The sequence below is a fragment of the Parafrankia sp. EAN1pec genome (assembly GCF_000018005.1).
Classification (GTDB): domain Bacteria; phylum Actinomycetota; class Actinomycetes; order Frankiales; family Frankiaceae; genus Parafrankia; species Parafrankia soli.
Window position 1 is genome coordinate 6391298 of sequence record NC_009921.1, and the last position, 21097, is coordinate 6412394.

At 73.3% G+C, this 21097-nt stretch carries 14 protein-coding genes; 5 read left to right on the top strand and 9 right to left on the bottom strand.

The window, feature by feature from the left end; all coding sequences use genetic code 11:
* Positions 1–35 precede the first annotated feature (35 nt).
* From malQ to FRANEAN1_RS42520, 5 genes are all read right to left on the bottom strand, one after another.
* Positions 36–2189: a 4-alpha-glucanotransferase gene (gene malQ, locus FRANEAN1_RS26150; protein WP_157473598.1), complete on the bottom strand. Its 2154-nt coding sequence runs from the start codon at positions 2187–2189 to the stop codon at positions 36–38.
* Positions 2190–2374: 185 nt separating this feature from the next.
* Positions 2375–4156, bottom strand: coding sequence for a HAMP domain-containing sensor histidine kinase (locus FRANEAN1_RS26155; protein WP_347177258.1), 1782 nt, complete (start codon positions 4154–4156; stop codon positions 2375–2377).
* A gap of 220 nt (positions 4157–4376) precedes the next feature.
* Positions 4377–5117 carry a response regulator transcription factor gene (locus tag FRANEAN1_RS26160; protein ID WP_020462778.1) on the bottom strand — a complete coding sequence of 247 codons (741 nt, stop codon included), beginning with the start codon at positions 5115–5117 and terminating at the stop codon, positions 4377–4379.
* Positions 5118–5201: 84 nt separating this feature from the next.
* Positions 5202–6479 carry a mechanosensitive ion channel family protein gene (locus tag FRANEAN1_RS26165; RefSeq protein ID WP_041256543.1) on the bottom strand — a complete coding sequence of 426 codons (1278 nt, stop codon included), beginning with the start codon at positions 6477–6479 and terminating at the stop codon, positions 5202–5204.
* A gap of 117 nt (positions 6480–6596) precedes the next feature.
* Positions 6597–6749: a hypothetical protein gene (locus tag FRANEAN1_RS42520; protein ID WP_198145369.1), complete on the bottom strand. Its 153-nt coding sequence runs from the start codon at positions 6747–6749 to the stop codon at positions 6597–6599.
* Positions 6750–7026: 277 nt separating this feature from the next.
* Between FRANEAN1_RS42520 and FRANEAN1_RS26170 the strand changes: the two genes are divergently transcribed.
* Both FRANEAN1_RS26170 and FRANEAN1_RS26175 read left to right on the top strand, forming a co-directional pair.
* Positions 7027–7548 (top strand): HNH endonuclease, encoded by a 522-nt coding sequence (locus FRANEAN1_RS26170; protein ID WP_020462780.1) that lies wholly within the window; start codon positions 7027–7029, stop codon positions 7546–7548.
* Positions 7549–7606: 58 nt separating this feature from the next.
* Complete coding sequence (locus FRANEAN1_RS26175; protein WP_020462781.1) at positions 7607–9328, top strand: SDR family oxidoreductase; 1722 nt, start codon at positions 7607–7609, stop codon at positions 9326–9328.
* 42 nt (positions 9329–9370) lie between these two features.
* Here the strand turns inward: FRANEAN1_RS26175 and FRANEAN1_RS26180 are convergent, their stop codons facing one another.
* On the bottom strand, positions 9371–11623 hold the full coding sequence (locus FRANEAN1_RS26180) for a SpoIIE family protein phosphatase (RefSeq protein WP_020462782.1): 2253 nt from the start codon (positions 11621–11623) through the stop codon (positions 9371–9373).
* A gap of 293 nt (positions 11624–11916) precedes the next feature.
* Between FRANEAN1_RS26180 and FRANEAN1_RS26185 the strand changes: the two genes are divergently transcribed.
* Together FRANEAN1_RS26185 and FRANEAN1_RS26190 are read left to right on the top strand one after the other, a co-directional pair.
* Complete coding sequence (locus FRANEAN1_RS26185; RefSeq protein WP_041256544.1) at positions 11917–13578, top strand: glycoside hydrolase family 13 protein; 1662 nt, start codon at positions 11917–11919, stop codon at positions 13576–13578.
* A 136-nt stretch (positions 13579–13714) separates the two neighbouring features.
* A complete protein-coding gene (locus FRANEAN1_RS26190; protein WP_020462784.1) occupies positions 13715–14134 on the top strand; it encodes a globin in 420 nt (139 codons plus the stop codon).
* Positions 14135–14207: 73 nt separating this feature from the next.
* On the opposite strand, the gene ettA is transcribed toward FRANEAN1_RS26190, so the two are convergent.
* Positions 14208–15890 (bottom strand): energy-dependent translational throttle protein EttA, encoded by a 1683-nt coding sequence (ettA, locus tag FRANEAN1_RS26195; RefSeq protein WP_020462785.1) that lies wholly within the window; start codon positions 15888–15890, stop codon positions 14208–14210.
* A 194-nt stretch (positions 15891–16084) separates the two neighbouring features.
* Between ettA and FRANEAN1_RS26200 the strand changes: the two genes are divergently transcribed.
* The gene (locus tag FRANEAN1_RS26200) at positions 16085–17488 is read left to right on the top strand and encodes a DUF1254 domain-containing protein (protein ID WP_020462786.1); all 1404 of its coding nucleotides are present in this window, start codon (positions 16085–16087) and stop codon (positions 17486–17488) included.
* Between the two features lie 39 nt (positions 17489–17527).
* Here FRANEAN1_RS26200 and FRANEAN1_RS26205 read toward each other — a convergent pair whose 3' ends face one another.
* Entirely contained in the window at positions 17528–19750 is a 2223-nt protein-coding gene (locus tag FRANEAN1_RS26205; RefSeq protein ID WP_157472806.1) for a phospholipid carrier-dependent glycosyltransferase, read from the bottom strand.
* Between the two features lie 104 nt (positions 19751–19854).
* Complete coding sequence (gene ssb / locus FRANEAN1_RS26210) at positions 19855–20709, bottom strand: single-stranded DNA-binding protein (RefSeq protein WP_347176762.1); 855 nt, start codon at positions 20707–20709, stop codon at positions 19855–19857.
* Positions 20710–21097: the final 388 nt, after the last annotated feature.

Genomic DNA, 21097 nt, shown 5'->3' on the forward strand with positions numbered 1-21097 from the left:
CACGGTTGCGTCCCGGCGACGCGTGCCACAGCGCTTCAGGGGCGCCGGGTGGTGGTGGCTCCCGCCCGATCGGCGGTGATCGCCCCGAGTGCCTCGAGTGCCTCGACCATCCGGCGCGACCGGGGATCGGTGATCAGCCGTTCGACGGTGACGCGCTCCCCGGCGTCGTCGACGACCGGTAGCCGCCAGTTCGGATAGCTGTCGACCGTGCCGGGCAGGTTCGGCTGACGGACGTCGCCGAACGCGTCACCGGGAGCGACCAGCACGATCCGCGCGCGTGACCGGGCAAGCAGGACGTGCAGGCCGAGCGCGGCCGCCGCACGCAGCTCCGGTTCGAGGCGATCCTCCTCCGCCACGACCCCCGCCGGCGGGCTCACCAGGCCCTCGTCGGCGAGCAGCCGCAGCAGTCCGGCGCGTTCGGCGAGCCAGGCGGCGCGTTCCTGCTCGTCGGTGCGGGCGAGCAGGCCGAGCCGCGCGCGCACGCGCACGTGCTCGCCCTCGAGGAAGCCGGCGGCGGTGGGCAGGTCGTGCGTGGTCACGCTGGCCATGGTCCGGGCCCGGTACTCGCGCGGCGGGAGCGGGGAGCCGTCCGCCGCCTGCTCGAACCACAGCACCGAGGAGCCGAAGATCCCGGCGCCGTCGAGCGCCTCGGCCACCGACGGCTCGACGGTGCCGAGATCCTCACCGACGACCAGGGCGCCGGCCCGGTGCGCCTCGAGGGCGAGCAGCCCCAGCAGCGCCTCGGCGTCGTAGCGGACGAAAGTGCCGCCGGCGGCGCCGGCGCCGTCCGGGACCCACCACAGGCGGAACAGCCCGAGAATGTGATCCACCCGTAGCCCGCCGCCCCGGGACAGCACCGCGGCGACCATCGCCCGGAACGGGGCATACCCGCTCTCCGCGAGGACGTCGGGCCGCCACGGCGGGAGGCCCCAGTCCTGGCCCTGCTGGTTGAAGCCGTCCGGCGGGGCGCCGACGGAGGCCCCGGTGGCCAGCACGCCGCGCATCGCCCAGGCGTCCGCGCCGCCCGGATCGACCCCGACAGCGAGATCGTGGACGATGCCGACCCGCATCCCCGCCGTCCTGGCGGCGGCCTGCGCCGCGCCGAGCTGGTCGTCGCACCGCCGCTGCAGCCAGACATGGAACGCGACGCGCTCCGCCAGCTCGGCGCGCGCGGCGTCGACCGCCGGCCCGGCGGGATCGCGCAGGTCCTCCGGCCAGGTGCGCCAGTCCCGGCCGTGCCGCTCGGCGAGCGCGCACCAGAGCGCGAAGTCGCGCAGCGCGCCATCGGCCTCCTGCCCACCGGCCGGCCCGTCGCCCGTCCCGCCGCCGGACGAGGTGAACAGCAGCTCGACGGCGGCGAGCTTGGCCCGCCACACCGCGTCCCGGTCGATCAGGCCGTCCCTGATCCCCTCCCGGCGGGCGACTCCCGCCAGCCGGTCGACCTCCGCCCGCACCGTCTCGGAGGCGTGCCGGTACTCCGGGGTCAGCTCGGGCCGCAGGTAGAGCGGTGAGACGAAGCGGCGGCTCGCCGGCGAGTACGGCGACGGCTCGACCGGAAAGGTCGGCGCCACCGCGTGCAGCGGGTTCACCAGCAGAACGTCGGCGCCGTCACGCGCGGACCACTCGGCGAGGGTGGCGAGGTCGGCGTAGTCGCCCATCCCCCACGATCCCGCGGAGGTGAGCGCGTACAGCTGGATCATCCAGCCCCAGGCCCGCCCGGTGGCCTCGGCCGGGCTCGGGGCGGCCGCGAAGTCGGGCACGCGCTCCGGGACGACGATCAGCGGGCACTCGGTGGTGCTCCCGCCGAAGCTCAGCCGCAGGCGGTGATCCCCGAGCGGCAGGCCGGACGGCAGGTCCACCGTGCCCGCGCGGACGGCATGGCCGTCGACCTCCCCGACAGCGCCGCGCAGCCCGACCGACAGCGGCACGCTCTCCCCGCCGGCCAGCACGGCCTCGGCGGTGACGGCGTCCGCGGCGGCATCCGGCACGTGCACGGCGACCGGCGCGGGGGCCTGCGCCCGGACGACCGCACACGGGGGCAGCGGGCGCCGCCGACGCGCCTCGCGTGCCCCGGCGAGCGCGACGGCCGGGTCCGACGGGTCGACGCCGAGCAGGCCCAGCGCCGCCCGGACGGCCCTCGGCTGCACCGTGACCGGCGTGCCGTCCTGCCCGTCGTAGGACGTGGCCACCCCGAACTCGGCGGCGAGGGCCTTGAGGTCACCGAGCCCGGACCAGACCGACGCCGGGCCCTGCTGCCCACCGGCTCCGACCGCGCCGCCGGCTGACGGCGCGGCGGCTGACGGCGCCGCAGTGGTAGGCGGCGCGGTAGCGGCGGGGGGCGCGGCGGGCTGGTCGGGGCGCTCGGGCGCGGATGTCACGGACCTGATCCTGCCCGCTGCCCCGGGCGGACCGTCGAACGCCCCCCGGGCCGCTCCGCGCCAACGCCGGGCGCCGTGGCCGGACCGCCCGTGCCTGCCCCGCCCGCCTTCTGCCCAGCCGCCCGCTCTGCCGTCTGTTCTGCCTTCTCCGCTCTCTCGGCCACCGCCTGCTCCGCTTCGGCGGCCGCTGCGGAGCCGCCGGCCGGCCGCCGCCACGGCGAGTCCGCGTCCGCAGCCGCGGGCCCCGAGCGCGCCGGGGAGACGCCCACGGGCCCGGCTCCGCCCGCCGGAGCGAAGCCGCCCATGGACAGAGGGCCGCTCATCGGAGGAGGGCCATCTACCGAAAGGAAGCCGTTCGCGCCGGCGGTCCCGCCGTCGGAGACGAACCCGCCGTACCCGACGGGATCGTCGCCGTCCCAGGGAACCCCCCGCTCCCAGGCCGCCACGCAGGGCAATGTCATCCGCAGCAGCGCGCCGCCGGACGGCGACTCGGCGGCCTCGGCCGTCCCGCCGTGCATCGCCGCGGCGTCCGCGACGATCGCCAGGCCAAGGCCGGAGCCGGGCAGGCTGCGCGCCGCCGTGGCCCGGTAGAAGCGCTCGAAGACGCGGGCCCGGTCGGCCGGCGCGATGCCCGGGCCCTCGTCGGCGACGGTGACCTCGCCGGCCCGGCTGACCACCCGCACGGTCGAGGACGGCGGGCTGAACTTCACCGCGTTGTCCAGCAGGTTGGTCACCGCCCGCTCCAGCAGGCTCGGCCGCCCGTCCACCAGGGACGGCTCGACGCTCACCTCGATCCGGATGCCCTTGGTGTTCGCCCGGCGCCGGGCCCGGTCCGCGGCGGCCCGCACGACCTGGGCGAGGTCGAGCCGCTCGATCTCCTCCGTGGGCACCTCGTCGCGGGCCAGCTCGATCAGCTCGTTGACCAGCGCGGTCAGCTCGCGCATCTGGGCGTCGACGTCGCGCAGCAGCGCGTCACGGTCCGCCGCGGGCAGCGCCCGGTTCGGAGTCGTCTCCGCTCGCATCAGGAGCTCGATGTTGGTGCGCAGGCTGGTCAGCGGCGTGCGCAGCTCGTGGGCGGCGTCGTCGACGAGCTGGCGTTGCCGCAGCCGGGATGCCTCCAGCGCCCGCAGCATGCTGTTGAGGCTGGTAGCCAGCCGGGCGATCTCGTCCGAGCCGGTGACCGGGATCAGGGCGGAGAGGTCCTGGGTACGCGCCACCTCCTCCGCCGCGGCCGCCGCGGCGTCCACCGGTTTCAGCGAGGCACGGGCGACGAGGCGGCCGGCGATCACCGAGCCGACCACGCCGACCAGCCCGACGATGAACAGCACCAGCCCGAGATCGCGCAGCGTGCGATCCACGTCGGAGGTGGACCGGGCCAGCTGCAGGGCCCCGGTGCCGGTGAGTGGCGGCGGATAGCGCAGCGGGACGGTGGCCACCCGGTACCGCTGGCCCTCGACCGTGACGGTGCGCAGGTTCTTGCCACGCAGGCCCCGCGCGACCTCGGCGTCGGCCGCGTCGACGGGGATCGCGAAGGTCTCCAGCGACGGGAAGGCGCTCTCCAGGGGCACTCCGTCGCCGTCGAGGAACTGCAGCTCCATGCCGAAGTTCAGGGCCCGGACGCTGATCTGGCTCGCCTGCAGGTTGCCGGCCGACGCCTTGGCCTGTTCCAGGAGCTGGTCGTCGATCGCCTGGTTCAGCACGATCCGGGTGACGCCGAGGGCGACGCTGACCACGACGGCGACCGCGGCGGCGACGGCCACCCCGGCGAGCAGCGCCATCCGGGCCCGCAGCGTCAGCCGCGGGAGCCGGCTCGGCCAGCGCGACGCCGCCGGCTGGGACGACGGACCCCCCACCCGCCGGCCCTCGACCAGCGTGTTCGCCGGCTGCTCCGGCCCGGTCACACCGACCTCGTCGGCGTTGTCGGCCTTACCGGCCTTACCGGCCTCTTCGACCTGGCCAGTTTCGTCGGCGTCGTCGGCACTGACAGCGGCAGCGGGCTCACACCCGGTCGGCGGCGGGTTCACGCAGGACGTAACCCACCCCGCGCACCGTGTGCAGCAGCCGTGGCTCACCGCCGGCCTCGAGCTTGCGCCGCAGGTAGCTCACGAACACCTCCAGGGAGTTCGAGGAGGGTCCGAAGTCGTAGCCCCAGACTTTCTCCATGATCATCGATCGGGAGAGGACCTGGCGCGGATGGGTCAGGAACAGCTCGAGCAGCTCGAACTCGGTCTTGGTCAGCGTCAGCTCCCGGCCCTCCCGCAGGACCTGGCGGCTCGCCGGGTCGAGCGCCACCCCCGCGTACGACAGCGCGGCGGGGACACCATGGCCCGGCTCGGCGCCGTGCGCGGGGCCGTGGCCCACGCCGGCCCGTGTCACGAGGGTGGACCGCCGGATCAGCGCCCGCAGCCGGGCGAACAGCTCCTCCAACGCGAAGGGCTTCACCAGGTAGTCGTCGGCGCCCACGTCGAGGCCGCTGACCCGGTCGGCCAGCCCGTCACGGGCCGTCAGCATGAGGACGGGGACGTCGTCACCGCGCGCCCGCAGACGGCGGCAGGTCTCCAGGCCGTCCATCCTCGGCATCATCACGTCGAGCACGACGATGTCCGGCTGGTCGCGCGCCACCACCTCCAGCGCGGCGACCCCGTCGGGCGCCGTGCGCACCTCGTAGCCCTCGAACCTCAGCGACCGCTCCAGCGACTCGCGGACAGCCGCGTCGTCGTCCACCACCAGTACTCGCACGGCTCCAGTCTGCCCCGCTCGCCCGACAGTTCCATGCTCCGGACGCGCATCTCAGCAAGACCTTGTCCGATCCTCAGCCCCGCTTCAGGCGCTATGCCCGGAACGGGCCGGCGCGGGCGGATCGATCCTGGGTGTCGGCACGTCGTCCGCGCCCTGGCCCGGCGAGCCGCCGGTGCCGCCCGGCGTCTCCTCCTCCTCGGCGGGCTTGTCGTCGTCATCGTCGTCGACGACCACGACCTCGCTGCGCTGGACGGTGCCGAGCTCGATCCCGGCCCGGCCGAGCGACGCCCGGACCCGCTCCCGCAGCTCGCGGGCGACGTCCCACTGCTTGAGCGGCTGGGTCTTGATGGCGATCCGCAGCGTGTAGCCGTCCGCGGTCATGGTCTCCATGCCCCAGACCTCCGGCTCGGCGAGGATCAGGCCGGACCAGGCCTCGTCCTTCCACAGCTTGTCGGCCGTCCGGACGAGCACCCGTTTCGCGGCGGCGACCTCGGTGTCGTAATCGAGCGGGACGTCGAGAACGGTGCGTGCCCACTGCTGGCTCTTGTTCCCGACCCGGGTTATCTCGCCGTTGCGGACGTACCAGACCGTCCCCTCGACGTCGCGCAATCGGGTCATCCGCAGGCTCACCGCCTCGACGGTGCCCGAGACCGGGCCGACGTCGATCACGTCACCGACGCCGTACTGGTCCTCCAGCAGCATGAACATGCCCGACAGGAAGTCGCGCACGAGGTTCTGCGCACCGAAACCGACGGCGATGCCGAGCACTCCGGCGCTGGCCACGATCGGGGCTAGATTCAGGCCGAGCTCGCCGAGGATCGTGAGGAAAGCCAGCCCGAACACAAAGATTGACGTCACGCTGCGCAGCAGCGATCCGACGGTTCCGGCGCGCTGGCGCCGCCGCTCGAGCAGAACGGTCGGATCACCGAATGCGCCCAGCAAGGTGTTCGACCGCAGCCCGCGCAGCATGCCGGTGCTGCGCCCCGAGGCGGCCCGTTCGGTGGTCCGCCGGATGAACCGGTGCAGCAGCGTGCGGATCACCATCGCGAGCAGCAGAATCAGCGAAATCTTGATCGGCGTACCGAGGAACACCTCGGCACCGGACGCAAGATAGTTACTGTGCGTGAGGTCGTACACGGTGCGGCACATGAGGCCGGGGTCCGTGCCGCAGGCGTCCCGCAGCGCGTTGGCGACACCCTCGATCGAGACGAACGGATCCGTCGTCGGACCAGGTGAGATCGACACCGAGGGTATGGGGCTGGGCGAGACCGTCGCCGCGGTCGTCGGTGCGGCGGTGGGCGACAGGATCGCGCCGAGCATCGGGATCACGGGCTGAGCCAGCAGGGACGGCTCCGCACCCATGACAGCCGGGGGCAGCCCGGCCGCGACCGGTTCGGCGGGCACGCCACCGAACGGGACAGCACCAAACGGGACACGTGAGATGGACACAACGCCGGCCATCCTCCGTAAGCAGGTCTCTCAGTCGGATCGACGCCGATCGGGCGCCGTGTGCGTCTGGAAGCCCCCCGGCCGGGCCGCGGCAAGGCGGCCGGCACCCATCCCCCGGCGGCGCTCCGTAGCCCGCACAGCGAGCTGGCGCAGCGCCGAGTCGACCTTGACAGTCTTGCCCATCGGCAGACCCGGACGGCAGGCACCCCCGTGTCGGCCACACACGGACACGACCCTACGGGCAGTCACACAGTGTAATTTTTCGGTCACGGCACACGGTCGAATGAGGTTGTTGTTCGTCACAAACCACGCCGGATATGCACATCGACGCTTTGCCGGGACGGATGACCATGCAAACAGGCTCGCGTTCTGCCGCCGAAGAAGGTTGACTGTCCATTGTCACCGGAGACGCTGGGTAGGACGGTCCGCGAGGACCCTCGGGTGGGCAGGAGGTCGGCGCGTGGCAGAGGCGCTGGTTCTCAATGCCACGTACGAGCCTCTGTGCGTGGTGTCACAAAGAAGAGCACTGGTGCTCGTTCTGACCGACAAGGCCGTGATGGTCGAATCCGCCGGCCAGGTGCTGCGTTCGACGACGGCCGCAGTCGAGGTTCCGATCGTCGTGCGGTTGGCACGGTTCGTGCGCGTGCCCTACCGTTCACAGATTCCACTCACCCGCAAGGGTGTACTGGCACGCGACCATCACCGGTGCGTGTACTGCAACGCCCCGGCGACATCACTGGATCACGTGATCCCCCGCTCTCGCGGCGGGCCGCACGTATGGGAGAACGTCGTGGCGGCCTGCGGCCGCTGCAACCATGTCAAAGCCGACCGGGCCGTCGCGGACCTCGGTTGGCGGCTTCGCACGGCGCCCAGAGCGCCGAGCGGAGCCGCCTGGCGCATTCTGGGGTCCCGTCGCATGGACCCGCGGTGGTCGCGGTACCTGAGCACGGTGGGGGACGTCTCCGAGGCCGCGAGCGCCTGACCCGTCCCACCCGGTCTGTGGGGCGGTACCCGCCGCCGGGCCGGGGCAGGTACCCGGGGTGCGCATACTCGTCACCGGTGCGACCGGGTATATCGGTGGTCGGCTGGCACCCCGCCTGCTCGGCCAGGGCCATCATGTCCGCTGCATGACCCGTGATCCGGCGCGGCTGTCCGACGTCGGCTGGGCCCGGCATCCCGACATCGAGGTGGTCCGTGCCGACGCCCTCGGCCCGGAGTCGCTGCGCGCGGCGATGGAGGATGTCGACGTCGCCTACTACCTGATCCACTCGATCGACACCGGCGGCGACTTCTCGGCCGTGGACCGCCGGGCGGCCGCGGCGTTCGCGCGGGCGGCGCGGGCCGCCGGCGTCCGGCGGATCATCTACCTGGGTGGGCTGAGCCCGGCCACCGGCATCGGCATGTCGGCGCACCTGGCGTCCCGGCAGGAGGTCGCGCGGATCCTGCTCGACTCCGGGGTGCCCACGGTCGTGCTGCGCGCCGCGATCATCATCGGCAGCGGCAGCGCGTCGTTCGAGATGCTGCGCCACCTCACCGAGCGGCTGCCGGTGATGCTCACCCCACGCTGGGTGCGGACCCGCATCCAGCCGATCGCCGTCCGGGACGTCCTGCACTACCTCATCGGATGTCTCCAGCTGCCGGCCGAGATCAACCGCTCGTTCGACATCGGCGGGCCGGACGTCCTGACCTACGCCGACATGATGCAGCGTTTCGCGGCGGTCGAGGGCCTGCGTCGCCGAGTGATCATCCGTGTGCCGGTGCTCTCCCCCGGCCTGTCGTCGCTGTGGGTCGGGGTGGTGACGCCGGTCCCCCGGGCGATCGCGCGGCCGCTGGTCCGCTCGCTGCGGACGGAGGTGGTCGTCGGCGAGCACGACATCGCGCGGTGGGTGCCGGACCCGCCCGAGGGGCTGCTGCCGTTCGAGACCGCGGTCGCCTACGCGCTGGCGCGGGTGCGCGACCGGACAGTGGAGACCCGGTGGTCGACTGCGGTCTGGCCGGGCAGCCCGCTCGCCGCGCCGTTCCCCGAGGTCGCCGCATACCTCTCCGCCGACCGGGCCGGCCGCCGCGGGCACCGCCCGGTTGCGGCCGGTGTCCGGACCGCGGACGCCAGCCGGACGGCGGCGGACGGCGGCTCGCCGGACAACGCCCCGTCCAACGGAATCCTGCCCGGCGGCGCTCCGCCGGGCGAACCCGTCCCGACCGATCCGGCCTGGGCCGGGAGCTCGCTCTACAGCGACGAGCGGTCGAAGGCGGTGGCCGCGCCCGCGGACCGTCTGTGGCAGGTCATCGAGGGGATCGGCGGCGAGAACGGCTGGTACAGCTGGCCGCTGGCGTGGTCGGCGCGCGGGTGGCTCGACACGCTCGTCGGCGGGGTCGGGCACCGCCGCGGCCGGCGCGACCCAGCCCACCTGCACACCGGGGAGGCGATCGACCTGTGGCGGGTCGAGGAGCTGGTCCCCGGACGGCTGTTGCGCCTGCGCGCCGAGATGAGGCTGCCCGGCCACGCCTGGCTCGAGCTGCGCGTCGGGCCAGGCGGCCCCGACGGCAGGACGGTCTACCGGCAGCGGGCGCTGTTCCTGCCGCGCGGGCTGCCGGGCCACCTCTACTGGCGGGCCGTCAGCCCGTTCCACGCCGTGGTCTTCGGCGGAATGCTGCGCACCATCGTCCGCCGGGCCGAATCCGCCCCGGCCGCGGCCGCGCCGGCTGTGGCGGCCCCGACGGAGTCGACTTCGATCGAGCCGACCACGCCGGCCGGCCGGTGACCGGCCACCGGCCGGCACACCGCCTCGTCCTTAGGTGTGGTCTCAGGTGTGGTCGGCCTCGTCGGGGATCTCCATCTCGAACCAGACCCGCTTGCCGTCCGGTGTCGTCTCGACTCCCCAGGCCTGCGCGAGCGCCTCGACGAGGAGCAGGCCCCAGCCGTGCTCGGCCTCCGGATCGTCCGGGGAGTTGCCGCCGGGCCGGGGCAGGGCGGTGCCCTCCCTGTCCTCGACGCTCACCCGCAGCCGCCCGGGTTCCAGGGTGGCCCGCAGCACGAGATCGCTGCGCGCGTGCAGCACCGCGTTGGTGACCACCTCGCTGACCAGCAGAATCGCGTCGTCGAGTGATCCGATCCCGGCGTCGAGCAGCGAGCGCCGGACGGCCGTGCGGGCCTGTCCGGCCGATGCGGCGACGGCGGGCAGCGCGAGCTGGAGCAGCGGCGGGCGCAGCTGCCGGGTGACCAGCGCGAGCAGCGCTATGTCGTCGTCCGTGCGCGGCGGGAGATCCGCGGCCAGCAGGCAGCGCTCGAGCAGGGTCCGGGCGGTCTCCTCGCTCGGGCCCGATCCGCTGCCGCTCACCGCGTCCGGGCCGGACCAGCTGCGGGCCGCGAAGCCACCGCCGGTGCGGCGGCGGTCACCGCTCGCCCGCGTCCTGCGGTAGCCCCCGCGGCGGTCCCGGCCCGACCGCCGCTCTCTGATCCGCCGCTCCGGCGTGACCATGGCTCCGCCAGCCGCGGCGGCCGGCGCGGAGGCCGCCAGTGCCACGACGGCCGCGGGCGGATCACCCGCGGCGGGCGCCGCGCCCACGGGCGGATCACCTGTGGCAGGCGCCGCGCCCACGGGCGGATCACCCGTGGCAGGCGCCGCGCCCACAGACGGATCACCCGAAGGCGGCGCGAACGCCCGAACGGCGCGCGGACGGGCGATCTGCTCGCCCAGGCCCGACCTCAGGTGCTCCAGGCCGTCCGCGAGCGGCCGGCGCCGGGATTCCACCAGGCCGTCGGTGAACATCACGAACGCCGAGCCGGACGGGAGCGAGACGGTCAGCTCGGAGAAGGTGCCCTGCTCACCCGTCCCGAGCGGGAGCCCGGGCTCGAGAACGAGGTAGTCCGGCTCCTCGTCGGGCAGCAGCAACAGCGGCGGCGGATGGCCCGCGCTCGCGATCGTCATCCGGCCGGAGTAGGGGTCGTACACCGCGTACATGGAGGTGGCCATCTGCAGGCCGGGCAGCGAGTCGACAACCCGGTCGAGCCGGGCCAGCAGCTCGGCGGGTCCCCAGTCCTCCAGCGCGTACGCCCGCAGTGCGGCCCGCAGCTGGCCCATCACCGCGGCCGCGTGCAGGCCACGGCCCATCACGTCACCGATCGCCACGCCGACCCGCCCGCCGGGCAGCGGGATGACGTCGTAGAGGTCCCCGCCGACCTCCGTACCGGCCGTGCCGGGCCGGTACTCCATCGCGATCTCCATGCCGTCCAGGGCCGGCGGGTGCGCGGGAAGCATCGAGCGCTGCAGTGTCAGCGCGGACTCCTCGACGTCCCGGAAGAGCTGCGCGTTGTCGAGCGCGGTGCCGCCGCGCCGGGCCAGCTCCTCGATGAGGCGGATGTCGAGCGCGGTGTACTCGACGGATTCGCGCCGGCCGACCGTCAGCGCGCCGAACACCCTCCCCCGGGCGTACATCGGCACGGTGATCGCGGCGCCTGCCTGGATCTCCCCGAACCGCTCAACGGCCTCGCCGGGGAACAGTCGGCGGACGACGTCCTCGGTGTAGCGGGGCACGTAGTACGACTGGCCGGTCCGGACGACGACGCCCGGCGGGATGTCCTCGGTGGCTGTCGGCGGGTGGATCTGGACGACGGCCCGGACGAAGTCCGCCGTCTTCGGGTCGAGAAAGCGCGACCCGGCGATCCGAATGCTGTCCCCGTCGCCGCGAAGCCAGACCACGGCCGCGTCGCCCATCCGGGGCACAACCAGGGATGCGATCATGTCGATGATCCGCTGCGGGTCGAGCGAGCTGCTCAGGACCAGGCTCGCGTCGGCGAGGAACGACAGCTGCTCGAACGTCGCCTCCTCGGTGACGTGCACGCGGCGCCGGCGCCGGGTACTCGACAGCTCGCGGACGATGGCGCGGCCAACCATGGCCGTCGTGGCGGCCCAGCCCACCGAGCGGGACTCCGTGTCGATCACCGGGCCTCGACTCTCCCATCCGTGCGTCGCCCGCCCGGACGTCGCCCGCCCGGCCGGCGCCGGTCCGGACGCCTCGACCGGATCGGCCGCGGCGCCGAGGGGACGTTTAGCCACCGGGACACATCCACCCCCAGGAAGCACACCATAACGGACAGTGACGTCATCCACTCGCGGAAGTGTAGTTCGAGAGTCGGACATCGCGCCCGCCGAGCCGTTCGACGGACACTTTCCGTAACCGGAGCATCCCGTTTACTTCATGCCCGCAGAGAGGGTTTGATGCTGGCATGGATCCCGTTGTCGCATACCGTGCGGGCGAACCCGGGCAGCCCGGCGGCCGCTCCGGCCCGGCCGCGCCACCAGCGGGAACCGAGGAGACCGATTACTCGGCGTGGTGGCACGACGCCGTGATGTACGAGGTCTACGTCCGCAGCTTCGCCGACGCCGACGGCGACGGGGTCGGCGACATCGAGGGCATCCGCCGGCGCCTGCCCGATCTCGCCGACCTGGGCGTCGACGGGATCTGGGTCAGCCCCTTCTACCGCTCCCCCATGGCCGATCACGGCTACGACGTGGCCGACCACACCGACGTCGATCCCTTGTTCGGCACTCTCTCGGACATCGACGCGCTGCTGCGCGACGCCCACGAGGCCGGCCTGAAAGTCGTCGTCGACCTGGTCCCGAACCACTCCAGCAGCGCGCACCCCGCCTTCCAGGCGGCGCTCGCGGCCGGGCCGGACGCGCCGGAGCGGGACCTCTACCTTTTCCGGGACGGGCGCGGCCCGGACGGTGCGCTCCCCCCGAACAACTGGATCTCGGTGTTCGGTGGCCCCGCCTGGACGAGGGTTCCGGACGGCCAGTGGTACCTGCACCTGTTCGCCCCGGAGCAGCCGGACTGGAACTGGCAGCATCCGCGGGTGCGGGCGGCGCACGCCGAGATCATCCGATTCTGGCTCGACCGGGGGGTCGACGGCTTCCGGATCGACGTCTCGCACGGCCTGGTCAAGGACGGCGAGCTGCGCGACCATCCGACCGGCGCGCTCCCCACGCCGGAGACCGGCTTCCGGGAGGAGATCGAGCCGCACGCGTGGGATCAGGACGGCGTCCACGAGATCTACCGCGAGTGGCGGGCGATCGTCGACGCCCACGACCGGCGCGACGGCCGACAGCGGGTGCTCGTCGGCGAGACCTGGGTCGCCGACCCGGGGCGCCTCGCCCGGTACGTCCGTCCCGACGAGCTGCACCTGACCTTCACGTTCTCGCTGCTGTACGCGCCGTTCTCCGCCCCGGCGTGGCGGGCGGCGATCGATGCCGCCCGGGCCGCGACAGCCGCCGTCTGCGCGCCGCCGACCTGGGTGCTGGCCAACCACGACGTCGTCCGTCCGGTCAGCCGCTACGGCGGCGGCGAGACCGGCCTGCGCCGGGCCCGGGCGGCGCTGCTGACGCTGCTGGCGCTGCCCGGCACGGTCTACCTGTACCAGGGCGACGAACTCGGCCTGCCGCAGGTCGACATCCCGCCCGAGGCCCGCCAGGACCCGGTCTGGGAACGGTCCGGCCACACCTCGCCCGGCCGGGACGGCGCACGCGTGCCGCTGCCGTGGTCCGGCGACGCGCCTCCGTACGGGTTCAGCGCCGGGGCAGCCGAGCCGTGGCTCCCGCAACCGCCCGACTGGGCGACGCTGACCGCGTCCGCCCAGTCCGTGGACCCGATGTCGACCAGGGTGCTCGTCCGCGGCGCGCTGGCGCTACGCCGCGCGCTCCCCTTCCTCGGCGGACCGGCCGGGCCGGGCAGCGCGGCCGAGCCGGCCGAGCCGGGGCACTCGGGCGAGCCGGGGCGGCCGGCAGGCACGCGGCCCGGGTTCCGCTGGCGGGACGATCTGCCCGCGGACTGCCTGGCCTTCGACCGGACGTCCGCCGCCGGCGCCCTGACCTGTGTGATGGCCACGCGGAGCGAGATACGCCTGGAGATCGCCGGCCGGCTGGTGCTGGCGAGCGGGCCAGTCGGCTACGACGGCGCGACGCTCGTCCTGCCACCGGACACCACCGCGTGGGTCATCCCCCGTTCGGGTTGACCCACCCGGCTACCGCCGCACGGCGGACGTCCACCGCCCGTCGAACCGCTCACCTCGGAAGACCCGGCCACGACCACCACCGGGCCGGACGTCCCGTCGATCGAGGCCGGGGCCGCGGCCGGGGAGCGGGCGGCCAGTGGCGCAGAATGGACCCGTGAACCAACCGTCACCCGCGCGACCACGCGCAGACTTCTACGAGGCCGTCGGCGGCGAGGCGACGTTCCGCGCGTTGGTGGCCAGGTTCTACGAGGGGGTGGCCAGCGACCCGGTGCTCCGGCCGCTCTACCCCGACGAGGATCTGGCGGCGGCCGAGGAGCGGCTGCGGCTGTTCCTCATCCAGTACTGGGGCGGGCCGACGACGTACAGCGAGCAGCGCGGCCATCCCCGGCTGCGGATGCGGCACGTGCCGTTCGCGATCGGCCCGGCCGAGCGGGACGCCTGGCTGCGCATCATGGAATCCGCGGTCGACAGCCTCGGCCTCGCCCCGGAACACCGCGCCCAGCTCTGGGACTACCTGCTGATGGCCGCGAACTCCCTACAGAACCGCCCGGGCTGATCTCCGGTCTCGACGCGTCGCGGGCCGGGAAGTCGAAGGACTTCCCGGCCCGCGACGGTCGGTTTCGCGGCGGCTAGTCGCGGGTGAGCTTGCGGTACGTCACCCGGTGCGGGCGGGCCGCGTCCGCACCGAGCCGCTCGACCTTGTTGGTCTCGTAGTCGGCGAAGTTGCCCTCGTACCAGAACCAGCGGGCCGGGTCGGCCTCGGTGCCCTCCCAGGCCAGGATGTGCGTCGCGACCCGGTCCAGGAACCACCGGTCGTGGGAGACGACCACGGCGCAGCCCGGGAACTCCAGCAGCGCCTCCTCCAGCGACCGCAGGGTCTCGACGTCCAGGTCGTTCGTGGGCTCGTCGAGCAGCAGCACGTTGCCGCCGCGCTTGAGGGTCAGCGCCAGGTTCAGCCGGTTGCGCTCTCCGCCGGAGAGCACGCCGACCGGCTTCTGCTGGTCAGGCCCCTTGAACCCGAACGACGACACGTACGCCCGGCTCGGGATGTCGGTCTTCCCGACGACGATGTGGTCCAGCCCGTCGGAGACGATCTCCCACACGTTCTTCTTCGCGTCGAGACCGCCGCGGGACTGGTCCACGTAGGCGATGTCGACCGTCTCGCCGATCTGCAGCTCGCCGGAATCAGGCGACGCCTGGCCGACAAGCATCGTGAACAGCGTGGTCTTGCCGACGCCGTTCGGGCCGATCACGCCGACGATGCCACCGCGCGGCAGGCTGAACGACAGGTCGTCGATGAGCACCCGCTCACCGAAGCCCTTGGTGAGCTTCTTCGTCTCGATCACCAGGCTGCCCAGCCGCGGGCCGGGCGGGATCTGGATCTCCTCGAAGTCGCGCGGCCTGGCCTTGTCCGCCTCGGCGGCCAGCTCCTCGTAACGGGCGAGGCGGGACTTGCTCTTGGCCTGGCGGGCCTTCGGGTTCGAGCGGACCCACTCGAGCTCCTGGGCGAGCGCCCGGCGGCGCTTGGCGTCCTTCTGGCCCTCGACCTTGAGCCGGGACGCCTTGTTCTCCAGGTAGGTGGAGTAGTTGCCCTCGTAGGGGTGGGCGCGGCCGCGGTCGAGCTCGAGGATCCAGCCGGCGACGTTGTCGAGGAAGTACCGGTCGTGCGTGACGGCCAGCACCGCCCCGGCGTAGCGGGCCAGGTGCTGCTCCAGCCAGGCGACGCTCTCCGCGTCGAGGTGGTTGGTCGGCTCGTCCAGCAGCAGCAGGTCGGGCGCCTCGAGCAGCAGCTTGCACAGCGCCACCCGGCGGCGCTCACCACCGGAGAGCGCGGTGACGTCCGCGTCGCCGGGCGGCAGGCGCAGGGCGTCCATCGCCTGGTCGATCTGGCTGTCGAGCTCCCAGGCGTTCGCCGCCTCGATCTTGTCGATCAGCGCCGCCTGGTCGGCGAGGAGCGTGTCGAAGTCCGCGTCGGGCGCGGCCATCTTCTCGTTGATCTCCTCGTACCGGGCAAGCACCGCGCGGATCTCGCGGACGCCGTCCTCGACGTTGCCGCGGACGTCCTTGGCCTCGTCGAGCCGCGGCTCCTGCGCGAGCATGCCGACCGTGTAGCCGGGGCTCAGGATCGCGTCGCCGTTGCTCGGGTGGTCGAGGCCGGCCATGATCTTGAGTAGCGACGACTTCCCGGCACCGTTCGGCCCGACGACGCCGATCTTCGCGCCGGGCAGGAACGCCAGGGTGACGTCGTCGAGGATCACCTTGTCGCCGTGGGCCTTGCGGGCCTTGCGCATCTGGAAGACGTACTGCGCCATGCGTCAACCCTAGGGCATGGCGCCCAGAAGCCCCACGGCGGTGATCCCATCGCGGGCCCCCGGCGATTCCACCGTGAGCCGCCGACGGTCCCGCCCGATGTTCAACCGGGCACGAATCGGGTACTCCCCGGAGTTGGGCGAGCACCATCGGCCATCGGACCGGCGTCGATGGGCCGGGGCTCCCGGGAGGCCACATGCGAGCGGATGACCAGCGAGTCGGACTTGCCTGCGAGGCATTCTTCTTCGGGTACCCCCTCGTGTGCGCGGTCCGGCAGATCATCAGGATCGCCCACGACGGGCTCGGGCCGATCGAGCCGGCCGGCTTCAACGCCTTCGCCCACGAGACCGACCCGCCCGGTCCGCACTCACACTTCCTGCACGTCAGCCCGGACGTCCTGGTCTCGCTCGCCCAGGTCGACCTGAGCCCCGGGCCCCTGGTCCTGCACGTGCCGCCGACCCCCGGGCGCTACCTCGTCCTGGAGCTCTACGACGTGTGGCTGAACGTGTTCGCCTATCTCGGCACCCGGGTCACCGGGGACGACGGTGGCGACATCCTGCTGCTCCCGCCCGGCACGGCGGACGCTTCCAGCACGGCGGACGCTTCCAGCACGGCGGACGCTTCCAGCGCGGCGGACGCTTCCGCGCACGACCGCGTGGTCGAGGCACCGTCGCGGGTCGTCAGCATCATCGCCCGGTTCGGCTACGGCGGGCCGGCGGACCTGCCCGCCGTCCGGGCCCTTCAGGACACGCTGACCCTGCGCCCGCCCGACCCGGGCGCGCGGCGGCCGGAGGGGCCACCGGACGGCTCCAAGCGCGTCTGCGACGACCTGCGCTTCTGGGAGGAGCTGCGAACCTGGATGCACGCCTTCCCCCCACCGGCCGCGGAACGCGACTACGCCCGCCGGTTCGAGGCACTCGGCCTGCTGACGGACCCGTCGCCCTACATCGACCCCGATCCGCGGCTCGCCTGGTCGCTGCGCAGCGGCCTGCGCACGGGCCGGGACGAGCTGGAACGGCTCGCCGCCGCCGGCCGCCGGGCCCATCAGGGCTGGGCCGGCACCCTGCACGAGGCCGACTACAACCTCGACCGGTTCGGCCCGGGCGTGCTGGACGACCGGCACTGGGAGATCCCGGACCGGGCGCAGGCCCGGATCGCCCGTGCGATGGCAGCGCGCCGGCCGCTCGGCATCGTCCACGCCTACGAGTCGACGTCGGCGTGCTGCTCGGTGGACGCCGACGGGCGCCACCTCACCGGAGCGCACAGCTACCTGTTCCGCCTCCCGCCACCGGCGGTCGACGCGTTCTGGACGGTCGCGATGTACGACGAGCCCGAGGGCTACCTCGTCGACAATCCCCTGCACCGGTACGCGATCGACAGCCGGGACGATCTCGTCCACGCCGCCGACGGAACCGTCCCGATACTGATCCAAAGTGACGCTCCGGCAACGGAGACCGCGACGGACGCCGGTGCGGTGATGCCGGCGAACTGGCTGCCGGCCGCCGCGGGTGACTTCCGGCTGGTGCTGCGGATGTACCTGCCCGGCAAGGAGGTACTCAGCGGCACCTACGCCCCGCCACCGATCCACCGACTGGCCTGACTTTCACAACAGCGCGCCGCGGATCAGGCGCGCCGCGGATCAGGACAGCGCGATGCGGACGGCGGGCCGCGGGCCCTGGCCGGTCTCGTCCACGTGGGCGCTCGGTGCGAGGACTGCCACATCGCCCGGCGTCTCGCCGCTGGGATCCTCGACGAGGACGGGGATCACCTGCCGGTCGACGGTCCGCGCACGGCCACCGGACGCCGGGATGGCCAGCAGCGACACCGTCACGGACGTCCCCACCCCGGGCACCTTCGTGATCTTCGCCCGGCCGGCCGGGCGCCCGGTGGCCGCGCCCGCCGGAGATCCCCTGGTCTCGCCGCCACCGTAGATCACGACTTCCGTGACGTCGTCGGTGTCGAGGCCGTCCGCGTCAAGGGTGAGCCGCGCGGTCACGGGCCCGTTCGCTGAGACCGGGTAGGTCAGCCGGACCCCACCGGCTTCGAACACCAGCTGGGCCGCGCGCGTCCCTCGCGGCGGCGCGTCCACGCTGACCTCGACGCCGACCGTACGACCGGTGGCCACCGTGAGCGCGTCCACCCGCGAGCGCGTCACCGAGCCCGGGGACCGGTTGTAGGCCGGCGGCATGCGGAGCAGGTACGGCGTGCGGTCGGGGTGGTCGGCGACGACCTCCAGGTCGGCCACCCCCCGCGAGACCGCGAACAGCAACGGCCCGTCACCGTCGGCACCGTCGAGATCGGCCCCGTTGGTGGTGACACCGCTCGGATGGCCCAGGTAGGGCGGGCTGGCGGCCACCAGTACCAGGGACCGCCCGGGCAGGGCCCGCAGCATCGCCGCCAGGTCACGGTCGTGGTCCGTCATCGTCGCGTTCGCGTCGATCGCGCCGACGAGGACGAACGTCGTCAGCCCGACGACACCCGCGGCGCACACCCCGGTCACCGTCCGTGCCGCCCGCCGCCGTGACCAGCCGGCGAGGTCGACCAGCCCGCGCGCACCGAGGTGCACGAGCCCGATCAGCACAGGCATCAGGTAGAACGGCCCGACGTATCGGATGCCGCCCCACAGCTCCGCCGCGTTCCACGCCCCCCAGAAGCCGATGTAACCGACCACGAACAGCACCATGCCGACGCCGAGGGCGTACCCCGGGCCATTCAGCCGGCGCCGCGCGGCCGCCACGATCGCGGCGACGGCGAGAACCACCCCGCCGCAGGCCCAGCCACCGAGCAGCCAGAGATGATCCCCGACCGACGCCAGTCCGTCACCGAGCCCGAAGTCGTGCCCGCCGTCCGACGGGTACAGCCTGCGCACGCCGAACCCGAGCTTGTCGTCCGATTCGAGCAGCGCGAACGGCAACCTGAACGGGCTGCCGGTCGCCGCGGCATTGGACGCCAGCAGGATCGCGGCCGGGAGCACGAGCCCGGCAGCCGTCCAGCGCAGGGCCCACCCGAGCCGCCCGGACCTGCGCGCCGTCACGACGCCCCAGACCGCCACCGGGGCGAGCAGGAGGACCACGTCATACGGCCGCACCGCCACGGCCACGCCGACCGCGAGCCCCGCTCCGGCAAGCGCCCGCCCGCCGTGCCGCGCGGAGCGCCGACCGCCATCGCTCAGCCCGCCGGCTCTCAGCCCGCCGGCTCTCAGCCCTCGGAGCAGGCCGAGCAACGTCAGCTCCATCAGCACGAGCACCGGCAGGTAGCTCAGCACCAGCGCGCTCTGCACGATCACCAACGGGGAGAGGGCCAGCAGCGTCGCGGCCAGCGCCGCGACCCTCCGCTCCCCCGCCAGCTCGACACCGAGCAGGTAGGTAACGATCACCGCCGCCGCCGCGATAACCGCCAGCACCGGCGAGACGCTGCCCGTCAGCATGAGGCCCAACGCGAACAACCCCGGGACGAACGGCGTGTACTTCAGAACGAAGTGATCACCCGAGATGGCGGCGAGCCAGGGTGCGTACGACGCGGCTGGATCAGGCGCAGACGGAAAGAGGTGGCCGTCCGCCAGCGTCCGGGCGTGCAGGAGGTAGATGACCTCGTCGTTGTTGACCGACAGGTACGGGAACAGGTTGTGCCGCAGCAGGACGGCCACCGTCGCACTGGTCAAGGCCAGGACCGCCACGTACCGGCCGGCCGTGCTGACCTCCTGGCAGCGACGCCACAGCCGCCGGGGCAGCGGCTCAGGCGTCACGACCAGGCGGTCCGGGACGACCGTGCCGATCTGGTCCGCGGCGGCCTTGCCGATCCGGTCGGACGGCTCGTCCGGCGCGGAGACCGCGCCGGCGCCGGGATCACTCGACCTGCTCACCCTCGGCACGGTACCGAGCGGCCTGGACCGCCCTTCGGCTGGTGGCCCCATCGGTCACCGCATGTCGGTCAGACCCGCCCATTACGCGATTGCCGGCGACCCCACTATCCGAAGGCCCCGCCCAGCCCCAGCAGGCGGACCTCGCCGACGACGTCAGCGAGGCCGAAGGTGACGCCCCCGGAGGAGGCGGAGGTGCTCGGGGTGCGGAAGGCCTGCGTCGTGAGCTCACCGCCACGCCCGCCCTCCGTGAACAGCGAAGCCGGCGTCGGGCCGGTCTCGGACCACTCGAGGGGCGCCGCTCCGGCGGCCTGCGCGCTGCCGCCGACCGGCGCGAAGTCGACCGGGACAGAGTCGCGCGAGACGGCATCGACCAGGTCCGACCCCGCCTGCGTGAGCCCCGGCCCACCGTTGGTGGAGGTCTCGACGGCCAACTGCCGGACCGCCTCCGCGGGAACCAGGCCACCGGCTCCCGTTGCCCCCGCGCCGACGCTCTCCTCCGCACCGCCGCCGTCAAGGTCGGTGGAGTCGGCGCCGAAGGGGTCAACCGGGTGCTCGCCTGTCTCCGGCAGCGGAACCTCGTCAGCGGGGCCGGCCCCACGCGCGACCCGCCGGACGTCGACCGGACGCCAGGTGAGTTCCGCCGCGACCGCGTCCGCGTCGATCTCGTAGGTGACCCGCCGATCGCCGTCCTGCGTCTCGAAGTTGTTCTGCCGCAGGCGCCCGACGACGAGCGCCCGGTCGCCCCGCGACAGGCTGACCGAGACGTTCTCGGCGAGCTGACGCCAGCAGGAGACGCGCAGGTAGAGGGTGTTGCCGTCCACCCAGCGCTGTTCGGAGCGGTCGTACCGGCGCGGCGTGGAGGCGACGCGGAAACCGCAGACGGAGACACCGCTGGCGGTCACCCGCAGCACCGGATTCTCCACGAGATTGCCGATCAGTGTGATCGTGGTGTCGAGCATGGAAGGCTCCTTGGCGAACATCTCGGGGACAGGGAGACGACCCGGAGGACGGCGGCCCACCACAACGGACCCGGAGGTCCAGGCGGCGAGAGCTGGCCGGCCGCGCACCCACGCCATCACTCTGCGCCGCCGTCCACGTGATGGGAACCTGTTCTTGTCAGCTGTGGATAACTGTTCGCCATCCACAGGCCGCTCTCACGACGCACCCGAGCGGTGGCGCGTCCCTACGCTCACTCTCGTCACGGGCGGCGAAGGCGGCCGACAGCCAGCCATCGAGCGCGGGACACGTAACAAGCACGGAGCGCGGGAACAACCTGGAGGCGGATCCAGGTTGCCGCCGTGCAGGACGGCGCACCACCCCACCGGCCGGTGTCCTGTCCACCGGTGG

Excerpts from the sequence above, each read along its gene's own strand:
- FRANEAN1_RS26155 (WP_347177258.1), bottom strand. The coding sequence starts at position 4,156 with ATGGCGCTGCTCGCCGGGGTGGCCGTCGCCGCCGCGGTCGCCGTCGTG.
- FRANEAN1_RS26165 (WP_041256543.1), bottom strand. The coding sequence starts at position 6,479 with ATGGGTGCGGAGCCGTCCCTGCTGGCTCAGCCCGTGATCCCGATGCTC.
- FRANEAN1_RS42520 (WP_198145369.1), bottom strand. The coding sequence starts at position 6,749 with ATGGGCAAGACTGTCAAGGTCGACTCGGCGCTGCGCCAGCTCGCTGTG.
- FRANEAN1_RS26185 (WP_041256544.1), top strand. The coding sequence starts at position 11,917 with ATGTACGAGGTCTACGTCCGCAGCTTCGCCGACGCCGACGGCGACGGG.
- ettA (WP_020462785.1), bottom strand. The coding sequence starts at position 15,890 with ATGGCGCAGTACGTCTTCCAGATGCGCAAGGCCCGCAAGGCCCACGGC.
- FRANEAN1_RS26200 (WP_020462786.1), top strand. The coding sequence starts at position 16,085 with ATGCGAGCGGATGACCAGCGAGTCGGACTTGCCTGCGAGGCATTCTTC.
- ssb (WP_347176762.1), bottom strand. The coding sequence starts at position 20,709 with ATGCTCGACACCACGATCACACTGATCGGCAATCTCGTGGAGAATCCG.